This is a genomic window from Flavimobilis sp. BM9 (assembly GCF_058313055.1).
Genome location: NZ_JBZEMO010000001.1, coordinates 47,098 through 59,197, shown reverse-complemented (window position 1 = coordinate 59,197; position 12,100 = coordinate 47,098). Strand labels below are relative to the sequence as shown.

General features: G+C 71.7%; 9 protein-coding genes. 8 read left to right on the top strand and 1 reads right to left on the bottom strand.

Annotated elements, in window-relative coordinates; all coding sequences use genetic code 11:
* The first annotated feature begins 96 nt into the window (after positions 1–96).
* The 3 genes from AC4F3Q_RS00270 to AC4F3Q_RS00260 all read left to right on the top strand — a co-directional run bounded on the left by AC4F3Q_RS00270 (position 97) and on the right by AC4F3Q_RS00260 (position 7,333).
* Positions 97–2,034, top strand: coding sequence for a phosphoenolpyruvate carboxykinase (GTP) (locus tag AC4F3Q_RS00270; RefSeq protein WP_491038825.1), 1,938 nt, complete (start codon positions 97–99; stop codon positions 2,032–2,034).
* 108 nt (positions 2,035–2,142) lie between these two features.
* Entirely contained in the window at positions 2,143–5,859 is a 3,717-nt protein-coding gene (locus tag AC4F3Q_RS00265; RefSeq protein WP_491038275.1) for a M66 family metalloprotease, read from the top strand.
* 112 nt (positions 5,860–5,971) lie between these two features.
* Positions 5,972–7,333 carry a GAF domain-containing protein gene (locus AC4F3Q_RS00260; protein WP_491038274.1) on the top strand — a complete coding sequence of 454 codons (1,362 nt, stop codon included), beginning with the start codon at positions 5,972–5,974 and terminating at the stop codon, positions 7,331–7,333.
* Here AC4F3Q_RS00260 and AC4F3Q_RS00255 read toward each other — a convergent pair.
* The gene (locus AC4F3Q_RS00255; protein WP_491038273.1) at positions 7,309–7,524 is read right to left on the bottom strand and encodes a hypothetical protein; all 216 of its coding nucleotides are present in this window, start codon (positions 7,522–7,524) and stop codon (positions 7,309–7,311) included. The two genes, AC4F3Q_RS00260 and AC4F3Q_RS00255, sit on opposite strands and share 25 nt — an antisense overlap.
* A gap of 241 nt (positions 7,525–7,765) precedes the next feature.
* On the opposite strand from AC4F3Q_RS00255, the gene AC4F3Q_RS00250 reads away from it, so the two are divergent.
* The 5 genes from AC4F3Q_RS00250 to surE all read left to right on the top strand — a co-directional run bounded on the left by AC4F3Q_RS00250 (position 7,766) and on the right by surE (position 12,085).
* Complete coding sequence (locus AC4F3Q_RS00250) at positions 7,766–8,014, top strand: DUF6458 family protein (protein WP_491038272.1); 249 nt, start codon at positions 7,766–7,768, stop codon at positions 8,012–8,014.
* Between the two features lie 212 nt (positions 8,015–8,226).
* Positions 8,227–9,750 carry an acetaldehyde dehydrogenase ExaC gene (exaC, locus tag AC4F3Q_RS00245; RefSeq protein ID WP_491038271.1) on the top strand — a complete coding sequence of 508 codons (1,524 nt, stop codon included), beginning with the start codon at positions 8,227–8,229 and terminating at the stop codon, positions 9,748–9,750.
* A gap of 11 nt (positions 9,751–9,761) precedes the next feature.
* Complete coding sequence (locus AC4F3Q_RS00240) at positions 9,762–10,199, top strand: DUF779 domain-containing protein (protein WP_491038270.1); 438 nt, start codon at positions 9,762–9,764, stop codon at positions 10,197–10,199.
* An 8-nt stretch (positions 10,200–10,207) separates the two neighbouring features.
* Entirely contained in the window at positions 10,208–11,158 is a 951-nt protein-coding gene (locus AC4F3Q_RS00235) for a PfkB family carbohydrate kinase (protein ID WP_491038269.1), read from the top strand.
* 66 nt (positions 11,159–11,224) lie between these two features.
* Positions 11,225–12,085 carry a 5'/3'-nucleotidase SurE gene (gene surE, locus AC4F3Q_RS00230; protein ID WP_491038268.1) on the top strand — a complete coding sequence of 287 codons (861 nt, stop codon included), beginning with the start codon at positions 11,225–11,227 and terminating at the stop codon, positions 12,083–12,085.
* Positions 12,086–12,100 lie beyond the last annotated feature (15 nt).

Below are 12,100 nucleotides of genomic sequence, written 5' to 3'. Positions count from 1 at the left end.
GAAGCAGGACGGGCTGCCGACGCCCGCCGCACACGACAGGAGCAACCGATGAGCGTCATCGACCGTCCCCGCCTCGAACTGCCGCACGCGCCGGGCATGCTGCCCTCCCCGCGCGACGCGCTCGGCCGTCCGCTCACCGCGGGCGAGTGGGTCGACGCCGTCGCCGCGTTCCTCGAGCCCGACCACGTCCTGTGGTGCGACGGCTCCGCCGAGGAGCGCGCCGCGCTCCTCGAGCACCTCGTCGAGTCCGGCACGCTCCTCCCCCTCGACCCGGAGAAGCGCCCAGGCAGCTACCTCGCCCGCTCTGACCCGTCCGACGTCGCGCGCGTCGAGTCGCGCACCTTCATCTGCTCCGTGCGCGAGGAGGACGCCGGACCGACCAACAACTGGTGCGCACCCGACGAGATGCGCCGCGAGCTGCACACCGTCGCCGCGGGCGCCATGCGGGGCCGCACGATGTTCGTCGTGCCCTTCTCGATGGGACCGGTCGGCGGGCCCATCTCCCAGCTCGGCATCCAGCTCACGGACTCGCCCTACGTCGTCGTGTCGATGGGCATCATGACGCGCGTCGGCGCGCAGGTCACGGCCCGCATCGACGCGGGTGCGCCGTTCGTCCCCGCCGTCCACACGGTCGGCATGCCGCTGCGTCCGCTCGTCGACGAGCCGGGCCTCGCGGACCTCTTCCCCGTCCCGCGGGACAGCTCGCGCCCACGCCACACGACGGCGTCGGGCATCCCCGCCCCGCACCCGGACGACGTGACCTGGCCCTGCAACGAGACGAAGTACATCGTGCATCTGCCGGAGACCCGCGAGATCTGGTCGTACGGCTCGGGCTACGGCGGGAACGCCCTGCTCGGCAAGAAGTGCTTCGCGCTGCGCATCGCGTCCGTCATGGCTCGTGACGACGGCTGGCTCGCCGAGCACATGCTGCTCATCCGGGCGACGTCGCCCGAGGGCCGCGCCTACCACCTCGCCGCCGCGTTCCCGTCGGCGTGCGGCAAGACGAACCTCGCGATGCTGCAACCGACGATCCCCGGGTGGACGGTCGAGACGGTCGGCGACGACATCGCGTGGTTGCGCCCCGGCCCGGACGGGACGCTGCGCGCGATCAACCCCGAGGCCGGGTTCTTCGGCGTCGCGCCCGGTACCGGTTGGTCGACCAACCCGACCGCGATGCGCACGATCGCTCGGGACACGATCTTCACGAACGTCGCCCTGACGGACGACGGCGACGTCTGGTGGGAGGGCATGACCGACGCCCCGCCCGCACACCTGACCGACTGGCGGGGCGAGGACTGGACGCCCGGCTGCGGTCGGCCCGCTGCGCACCCGAACGCGCGGTTCACGGTCGCGGCGTCCCAGTGCCCGTCGATGGCGGACACCTGGGAGGACCCGGCCGGCGTCCCGGTCGACGCGATCATCTTCGGTGGGCGCCGCGCGACGAACGTGCCGCTCGTTGCCGAGGCCTACTCGTGGGAGCACGGCGTCTTCCTCGGCGCGACCATCTCCTCCGAGCAGACCGCCGCCGCCGAGGGGACGGTCGGCGAGCTGCGGCGGGACCCGTTCGCGATGCTGCCGTTCTGCGGCTACGACATGGCCGGGCACTGGGCTCACTGGTTGCGCGTGGGTGCAGGGCTCGACGTGTCGACGAGGCCGCTCGTGTTCCAGGTCAACTGGTTCCGCAAGAGCGCGGACGGCCGGTTCCTGTGGCCCGGCTTCGGGGAGAACTCGCGCGTGATCGAGTGGATCGCGCGGCGCACGGACTCGCGCCGCGGCCCGGACGCGCCGGGTACCGTGCGCGGCGCGGTCGGTCTCATGCCACGGTTCGAGGACCTCGACCTCGCTGGCCTCGACATCCCGGAGCGGGACCTTGCCGAGCTGTTCGACGTCGATCCGCGCGCCGGGCTCGTCGAGGCGGCGTCGACCGAGGAGCTGTTCGACCGATTCGACGGGCGCGTGCCCGCCGAGCTGCGCGGGGAGCTCGAGTCGCTGCGGGAGCGTCTCGTCGCCGACATCCGCGGGGACGTCGACTGACCAGCACAGAGACGCTCGTCTGACATCTGATGTCTGCGCTAGGCTGCCGGATGCGGTCCCTCCCGGACCCCGTCCGGCCAGCCCACGACGCGCACGACAAGGACATCGATGTCACAGCCTGCCCCCGCGCCCCGACACGGCGGCGCACGCCTGGGCGCCATCGCGCTCACCGCGACCCTCTGCCTCACACCCGCAGTGACCGCGAGCGCCTCCCCGACGCCGCACCGTGCCCTCGCCGCGGCAGTCGCCTCGACGATCTCGATCGACGACGGCAGCCTCCCTGCCGCGGACATCGGCTTCCGCGACCTCGGTCGCGACGGAAAGACCCGCCCGCTGCGCAACGACCTCACCGGCACGCTCAGCGGAGAGGTCGAGCTCGCCCAGAGCAGCTCGGTCGCCCCGACAGGCAACTCCGCCGCCGAGATGCCCACGGTCGTCGCGGAGCGCACCGCGCTGCTGCTGTTCTCCCCGAAGCAGGAGACGTCGTCGGTCACGGTGCAGGTCCGCGTCGGCTCCGAGGTCCAGGGCACCCTGACCATGAACCACCCCCGCCGGATCCCCGCGACCGACCAGAGCTTCGACGCACGCGGGACCGTCGCCTACTCGCTGCGCGCCTGGTCCGTCGAGCTGCCGTGGAACTGGGTCCGCCCCGGCCTGAACCTCGTCTTCACCGACGCCGCCGGCCAGACCGGTTCCGTCCCCACGATCGAGGTCGGTGCGCCGACCGAGCTCGTCGTCAACAACATCCGCCTCGGCATGCTCACCGACGCCCCCGTAAGCAACGGCCACCGTTTCATCACCGACCCGGCCTGGAGCGCTTCGGACTACTTCGACACGACCCCCGTGTCCCGCCTGGTCATGGCGCAGTACGAGGCCGTCGAGCTCGACAAGGTGATCGTCGCCTCGGGCGCGATCTACACGAAGGACTCGCCCAGCCCCGGAGAGGGCGGCGTCTACTCCGGCGACATGCGGGAGAACGTCGGCAAGGCTCAGGTCTCGACCGGCATCAACCTCGCGACCTTCGGCATCACGAGCTCCCCCATGAACCAGTCGCAGCCCGGCATCACCAACCAGCGGGTCATTCACCACTCCGCGGGGCTCTACGCCAACGGCCGTCACAACCACGGCCTCAGCGGCGGCAACGGCATGGCGACCCTCTACGACTCGGTCGGCAACGAGCTGAGCCACGAGCTCGGGCACTCGTACGGGCTTGGCCACTACCCAGGCATGAGGTGGGACCTCGCCGGCGACGAGATCGCCCGCCACGCCACGCACCACCTCAAGTCCGGGTGGGGCTACATCGCCCACCGCGGGCTCATGCGCTCGAACCTCTCCACGGCCAGCTTCGTCGCCGCCAGGGACATCAACGGCGCCACGTTCACCGAGAACCTCGCCGGCCGCTACAACTTCAACACCGACACCATGGCGGGCGGCTGGGACGCGAGCACCGTGTCGGACTACACCCACGTCACCGGCTACAGCCAGAAGCGCATCCAGAGCTCCCTGAAGGCTCTGACCGCCGACAAGTCCTACCCGAGCGGCTACCGCGACTGGGACGCCACCGCAGGCAGGTGGGTCGACGCCAGGGCGAAGACGCCGTCGTTCGACCGGCCCAGCCCCGCCCAGGTCGGCGTGCCCGTGCGCACCATCCTCGGCGGGTACAACCCCGACAACGCGAGCCAGACGCTGCTGTATCCTGCCTTCCGCTCGAACTACGGCGTCACGTTCGACCTGCCCCAGGCCACCATCACCGGCACGTCTGCGACCCGCGCCTGCTGGGCCGAGATCACCTTCCGGTCGAAGCCCACGCGCCACGTCCAGATCGACGCCTCGAGCGGCGTCAAGCAGGTCAACATCAACGTCGCCGAGGCGGACCGTCCCACCGGTGCCCGGCTCGCGTGCCGCGAGAACGGCGTCACGACGCCGCTGGGGAACCGCATCGCGATCGACCCGGACCTGCCCGCCATGGCGGCCCCCGTCGTCGTCGGCCAAGAGGCCGGCTACGAGGCTCTTCGCACGCAGGAGCTCAAGGCGATGAGCCCGCGCCTCGAGGCGCTCGCGGGTGCGGCCGTCCCGGTCCTCAGCGCCGCCGACCAGATCGCGCTCCGTGGCTGGTCCGACGACCTCTCGGCGCTGAGCCCTGCCGCCCGCAAGGTCGCAGAGCGCGCCCAGGAGCTCTCCGACCAGGCGACGCTCGTGAGCGCCTTCGCTGCTCAGCACAGCGCCGACATGGGCGATGCCGCGGTGTCGGACGCCCAGCAGGACCTCGTGCGACACCTGACCGACCGCGGCTTCCTCGACGCCCCCGGACGGGTCCTGCCGCGCGGCACCGTCGTCACGGTCGACGGCGGCAAGTGCCTCACGCTCGACCAGGACAAGGACGGCACGACGAGCGTCCGTGTCACCCCCAAGGCCGCCGACTGCACCGGCAGCTCAGCTGAACGCTGGTTCGCCGACGCGTCTGGGCGCATCCACCCCGCGGACCGCCCGGAGCTGTGCCTCAAGGCCGCGTCACCCACGACCGCCGAGCCGTGCAGCACCTCGGACGCCGCGCAGCGGTGGAAGTTCGAGGCGGACGGCCACGTCATGTCCGTCAGCCGTCCAGGCAACGCGCTCGACCTGAACCGTCAGACCAGCCAGCCGGGCCTCTACTCCCGCGCCACCGGCTCGAACCAGGTGTGGCGCGGGCTGACGACGAGCAGCAACACGCTCCTCGGCGCGCTGAGCTCGCGTGGTCTCACCGAGCTGTGGGCGGCCTCGGTCCCCGCGGTCCGGATCAACACGTCCCGTCAGGCAGCAGCCTCGGGTTGGCTGAACAGAGCGACGACGGTCACCGCCACGGCTGTCGACGCGTTCGCCACTGCCGAGACCCCGATGATCGAGATCTCCTCGGGCGCGGGCTGGGCGCCGTACAACACGCCGGTCAGTCTTCCGGAGGGCACCACGACGGTCCGGGTCCGCGCGACGACGACGGCGGGACGGTCCGCGACCGTCAGCCGGACGTTCAAGGTGGACACGGTCGCCCCGGCGAGCACGGCCACGATCGGCCCCACGAGCCTGACCGTCAAGGCCCAGGACGCCACCTCGGGTGTCGAACTGGTCGAGTACCGCCTCGGCTCGGGGACGTGGAAGCACTACCAGGCTCCGGTGCGTCTGTCCGCGACGCGCACCACCGTGCAGGTCCGCGCGACCGACGGCGCTGGCAACGTGGAGCCGGCCATCGCGGTCGTCACGTCGTCCTCCCCGGTGCGGGTCGTGGCCAGCGCCCCGAAGGTCGCCTACGGCAAGTCCGCTCGGCTCGCGGTCCGTGTGACGGCGAAGGACGGGAAGTCGACGCCGACGGGAACCGTCCAGCTGCTGTACGGTTCACGCGTCGTCGGCACCGGCACGCTCGCGAAGGGCAAGACGTCGGTCAAGCTGCCCGCGCGCAAGCTGCCGGTCGGCAAGCGCTCCCTCACCGTGCGCTACTCGGGTGATGCCAAGCACGCCGCGACGTCGCCGAAGACCAAGGTGCAGGTCGTGCGCAGCTCGTCCACCAGCAGGCTGACGGCACCCAAGACCGTCGCGCGCGGCGCGGGCCTCACCGCGAAGCTCCGGGTCACCGCGCGGACGAAGGTGGCCGTCCAGGGTTCCGCCACCGTGCGGGTCACCCGGACTGGGCAGGTCGTGCACACCGGGAAGGTGCGGGTGTCGAACGGCCGCGCAACCGTGCGCGTCCCCGGGCGCGCGCTCGACCGCCGCGGCACCTACAAGGCGACGGTGACGTACAGCAAGGGCACGACGGTCGCGTCGTCGCGCACCACTGCGGAGGTCCGCGTGCACTGACCGCCGTCGGCGGTCGACGGCGGCCCCCGGTCGGGTGCGTGAGCACCCTGGCCCGGGGCCGTCCGTCTTGTTAGCCTCGCCGCACCGACCAACGACGATCGGAAGGAGCCGCGTGGGCCTCGGTGCGGAGACGAACGACCACGCGCCCCTGCGTCGCGTCGTCGCGGAGTCGTGGCGCCGCTCGCGGGGGTTCGCGCTCGACCCGGATGCCGTGCCGGGCGTCGTCGACGTCGCGGACGACGAGCTGCGCGCCTACCGCGACGAGCACCCGCTCGTGGCGGCACGCCCGATCATCGACCGCCTGCTCGTCCAGCACGCCACGGACGCGGGACTGATCGTCGCGATCGGCGACCACGCAGGTCGGCTGCTGTGGGTCGACGGCGACCGTCGGCTGCGTCGCCGGGCTGAGGCGATCGCGTTCCAGGAAGGCGCTGACTGGTCGGAGCGCGCTGTGGGCACGAGCGCCCCGGGGACGGCTCTCGCCCTCGGGCGGGCGGTGCAGATCCGCGGCGAGGAGCACTTCGCGCGGCTGGTGCACCCGTGGTCGTGCTCGGCCGTGCCGCTGCGCGACCGTGCGACGGGCACGCTGCTCGGGGTCCTCGACGTCACCGGCGGCGAGGCGGCCGTCGCCCCTGTGACGCTGCCGCTGCTCGAGGCGACGGCTGCAGCCGTCGAGGCGGAGCTCGCGTTGATCGAGCGCGGGCGCGCGCCGATCCCCGCGCTCGCTGCGGCACCGGTCGAGCTGTCTGCCACGCCGACGCTGCGCGGGACCGGACCGACGCCGCACCGTCCGTCGCCCGTGCTCGCGATCCTCGGCCGGGACGACGGCGTGCTGCGCTCGTCGGCTGGCGAGGTGCGCCTGTCGCAGCGGCACGCCGAGATCCTCACGGTGCTCGCGGACCGGCCGGAAGGACTGCCGGCGACGGAGCTCGCGGACGCCGTCTACGGGCGGGACGACGCGGTCGTGACGTTGCGCGCCGAGATGGTGCGGCTGCGGCGCGCTCTGCGCGGCGTGGCGCCACACCTGGGCCCGCTCGCGCGACCGTACCGCCTGGGCGGCCGGCTCGACGTCGACGCGCACCAGGTGCTCGCGTTCCTCGAGCGTGGCGCGCACCGCATCGCGCTCGCGGCGTACCCGGGCCCGGTGCTGCCTGCGTCGGAGTCGCCGGGCACGGCGCACCTGCGCGAGACGGTGCGGGCTCAGCTGCGCGAGTCGCTGCTGGCGGGCGCGAGCGTCGACACCCTGCTCGCGTTCGCGCGGACGAGCGACGGCGCCGACGACGTCGAGGTGTGGCTCGCGTGCTTGCGGCTCTTGCCGCCGCGGTCACCGCGGCGGTCTGCGATCGTCGCGAGGCTCGAAGAGCTGGACGCTGCGCTCACGACCGGGACAGGGCGGGTGCGTCGACAAGAGACGGGCCGCACGAGGCGGGTCCGGGCGGGCAGCGCGAGTCAGCCCAGGCGCTTGCGGGGGTAGCTGCGCGAGGCGACGAGCCGGGGTTCCCCGAGCGAGGCCTCGAGCACGCTGGCGGCGTTGAAGAGCGCCGCGTCCGCAGCGATCCGCGAACGGCTCAGCGCGGCCGACCTGCGGCGCGAGACTGGACGCCCCATACCGTCGGCGCGGCGCACGAGCGCCTGCTGGATGGGCACGACGTTGCCCTCGTTCATGTCACTCCCCGAATTCCTTGCATCCCCGATGAGCCGACACGCGTCAGCGCTCGCTCTCCAACTCACAGTAGACGTCTCACACGTCTTCGGCAGGGGGAAACGTCCCACCAAGGGCGGGTGAATCGGGAATTGTCGTGATATGCGTCACCCCACCAGGGTGGGATCACCTACCCCGGGATGCGGTGCGCCCCGACCCCGCTGACACTCGAGTGAACAGTCAGTCCCACGAAACGGAGCAGTCATGGGTATCGGCGGAGGCATCTTCCTCATCGCGCTCGGCGCAGTCCTGTCGTTCGGGGTCAGCCCCGACGCGTGGGAAGTCTTCAACATCAACATCATCGGCTACATCCTCATGGCGGCGGGTGCGCTCGCCCTGATCCTCGCGTTCGCGATGCAGTCGCAGCGCCGGAACACGAGCCACACGGCGTACGTCGAGAAGCACGACGTGGAGCACCAGGTCCCGCCGGCGGGCAACCCGCCCACGGTCTGAGCAGCACGCGCCCCGACGAGGCGGCGTCGACCCTCCGGTCGACGCCGCCTCGTCGCGTTCTGCCCGTCGCCGCTCCGCGCGGACCCGACCGTCGATCCACCACGCAAGGGACGAACGTCCTGCGATGCAACCGGGCGCAACCTTCGCCGACCTACCGTCAGGGACGAGCCTCCCCCGAGGCGCTCACAGACAACGACGTCGAAGGAGCCACCATGACCGTGTATGCCGCCCCCGGCAGCCCCGACAGCCTCATCACCTTCAAGCCCCGCTACGAGCACTGGATCGGCGGCGAATGGGTACGCCCCGTCCAGGGCCAGTACTTCGAGGACGTCTCACCCGTCACGGGCAAGCCGTTCGCCGAGGTCGCCCGCGGGACTGCCGAGGACATCGAGGCTGCGCTCGACGCCGCCCACAAGGCGGCACCCGCGTGGGGCCGCACGAGCGCGACCGAGCGCGCCGCGATCCTCAACAAGGTCGCCGACGTCATCGACGCCAACCGCGAGCTGCTCGCCGTCGCCGAGACCTGGGACAACGGCAAGGCGATCCGCGAACCGCTCAACGCCGACCTGCCGCTCGCCGCCGACCACTTCCGCTACTTCGCATCCGTCATCCGCGCGCAGGAGGGCGAGTTCACCGAGCTCGACGGCGACACGGTCGCCTACCACTACGCCGAGCCGCTCGGCGTCGTCGGGCAGATCATCCCGTGGAACTTCCCGCTGCTCATGGCGACCTGGAAGCTCGCACCCGCGCTCGCCGCCGGCAACGCCGTCGTGCTCAAGCCCGCCGAGCAGACACCCGTGTCGATCCTCGTCCTCATCGAGCTCATCGGTGACATCCTGCCGCCGGGCGTCGTCAACGTCGTCAACGGGTTCGGCCTCGAGGCGGGCAAGCCGCTCGCCTCGTCCAAGCGCATCCGCAAGATCGCCTTCACGGGCGAGACGACGACCGGGCGCCTGATCCTGCAGTACGCCTCCGCGAACCTCATCCCCTCGACGGTCGAGCTCGGCGGCAAGAGCCCGAACCTGTTCTTCGAGGACGTCGCCGCCCAGAACGACTCGTACTACGACAAGGCCCAGGAAGGGTTCGTGCTCTTCGCGTTCAACCAGGGCGAGGTGTGCACCTGCCCGAGCCGCTCGCTCATCCAGAAGAGCATCTACGACACGTTCCTGTCGGACGCGATCGACCGCACCAAGCGGATCGTGCAGGGCAACCCGCTCGACACGGACACCCAGGTCGGCGCGCAGGCCTCCAACGACCAGCTCGAGAAGATCCTGTCGTACATCGACATCGGCAAGCAGGAGGGCGCGAAGCTGCTCCTCGGCGGTGAGCGCGTCGACCTCGGCGGCGACCTCACGGACGGCTACTACGTCGCGCCGACCATCTTCGAGGGCCAGAACAAGATGCGTGTCTTCCAGGAGGAGATCTTCGGTCCGGTCGTCGCCGTGACGAGCTTCGAGGACTTCGACGACGCGATCTCGCTCGCGAACGACACGCTCTACGGGCTCGGTGCCGGCGTGTGGTCCCGCAACGGCAACACCGCGTACCGCGCTGGCCGCGCCATCCAGGCGGGACGCGTCTGGGTGAACAACTACCACGCGTACCCCGCGGGCGCGGCGTTCGGCGGCTACAAGAGCTCGGGCATCGGACGCGAGAACTCGAAGCTCGCGCTGAGCCACTACCAGCAGACCAAGAACCTGCTGGTGAGCTTCTCCGACAACGCCCTCGGCTTCTTCTAGACCGGCCCGTCATGCCGATCGACGCGCAGGTCGTCATCCCCGGGGAGACGCAGTCGCGGGTCGCCCTCACGGACGAGGCGCTCGCCCTCCTGCGGATGCTCTGGGACAAGCACGGACCGCTCATGTTCCACCAGTCCGGCGGCTGCTGCGACGGCAGCTCACCCATGTGCTACCCGGCGGGCGACTTCCTGACGTCGGACGCCGACGTCCTCCTCGGCACGTTCGACATCGCCGAGGAGGGCGCGGCGCGGCAGGCCGTCGACTTCTGGATGTCCGCCGAGCAGTTCGAGTACTGGAGCCACACCCACCTCACGGTCGACGCCGTCCCCGGGCGTGGCGCCGGGTTCTCCGTCGAGGCGCCCGAGGGCAAGAGGTTCCTCATCCGGTCGCGGCTCATGGACGTGACGGCCTCGCCCCCCGGCGTGCGGGACATCCCTGGTCAGCCCTAACCTCAGTCATGGAGACCAGCCGCTCGGACGATGCCGCCCCTCGTCTGTGCGTCCTCGCGGCGGAGCCGCTGCTCACCGTGACGATCGAGGCGAGCGGCCACGAGGTCGACGTCCCCGAGGTTCACGTCCACGCAGGCGGCCAAGGCCTGTGGATCTCGCGCATGGCGGCGTCGCTCGGCGCGACGGTGACCGTGTGCGGGCCCTTCGGCGGGGAGACGGGCTCGGTCCTCGCTCATCTCGCCGAGCAGGAGAGCTTCGACGTGCGGACCACCACGGGCCCCTCGAACGGCGCGTACGTCCACGACCGGCGCGACGGCGAGCGCCGCGAGATCGCCCGCATGCCGTCCCCGCTGCTCGACCGTCACTGCCTCGACGACCTGTACGGCACGGTCCTTGTCGCGTCGCTCGACGCTGACGTGTGCGTCCTCACCGGGACCGAGGAGAGCAGCAACGTCCCGCCGTCGTTCTTCGGGCGGCTCGCCCACGACCTGCGCGCGGCGGGTCGGATCGTCGTCGCCGACCTGTCCCGGGGGCAGGCGAAAGCCGTGATGGACGTCGACGGGGTCATCCTCAAGATCAGCCACGAAGAGATGGTCGAGGGTGGCTTCGCCGACGACGACACGCTGAACTCCCTGCGCACCGCCGCCGAGGGGCTCGTCGCGGACGGGCTGGGCGGCGTCGTGCTGTCCCGTGCCCACGAGCCCGCCCTCGTCGTCACCGGCGAGAGCGTCGCGACCGTGACCACGCCGCCGATCACGACCGTCGACCACCGCGGTGCCGGCGACTCGATGACCGCCGGGATCGCCGTCGGGCTCGGCCGCGGGGAGAGCCTCGCGACAGCCGCGCAGCTCGGCGCGGCCGCAGGCGCGCTCAACGTCACCCGCCGTGGGCTGGGGACCGGACGCCGCGAGCAGATCGAGCGGTACGCCCAGCAGGTGCGGGTCGACCTGCTCGACTGACCCGCCCGGGTGCGGCGTGCCCGCGAGCGCGGCAGGGTGGAGGGACGACGACGCGAGGAGGTTGGCGTGCGCGCCCTCATCACGAACGACGACGGGATCGACTCCCCTGGGCTCACCGTGCTCGCCGAGCGCGCCGCGGCCGAGGGCTACGAGGTGGTCGTCGCGGCACCCCGCCGCGAGTCCTCAGGGGCGAGCGCCGCGCTCATGGGCACCGAGGACGACGGTCGGCTCATCGTCGAGCGACGCTCACCTCCCGGCCTTCCCGACGGCGTCGAGTCGTTCGGGGTGCGCGCTACGCCCGCCCTCATCACGCTCGTCGCCGCGCACGGCGGCTTCGGCCCGCCGCCCGACCTCGTCCTGTCCGGCATCAACCGGGGCGCCAACACGGGGCACGCGACGTTGCACTCCGGGACGGTCGGCGCCGCCCTGTCCGCCTCGACGCACGGCATGCTAGCGATGGCCGTCTCGCTCAACTCGGCCGACCCGACGCACTGGGACACCGCCGGGTATGTCGTCGAGCACGCCCTGCGGTGGCTCCTCGAGAACCCCGACCCGACCCGGGTGCTCAACGTCAACGTGCCGGACCGTCCGGTCGAGCAGGTGCTCGGCATCCGCCAGGCTCCCCTCGCGAGCTTCGGCATGGTCCACGCCCGCATCAAGGAGGTGGATCACGGCCACCTGACGCTCACCTACACGGGGACGGACATGTCGAAGGAGCCGCAGAGCGACGCCGGGCTCGTCGCGCGCGGCTGGGCCACGCTCTCGCTTCTGCGCGCGCCCGTCGCGGACGACGACGCCGAGCTGTTCCGCATCGAGCACGACGGGGCGAAGGAGCGTCGCTCAGGAGCGCGCCGCGAGCAGGTCGACGCGATCGACGCCGGCGTGATGACGGGCCAGGACCTGCCCGCCGACCGCGGCGGAGCCTAGCCGCCGGCGGTCAGG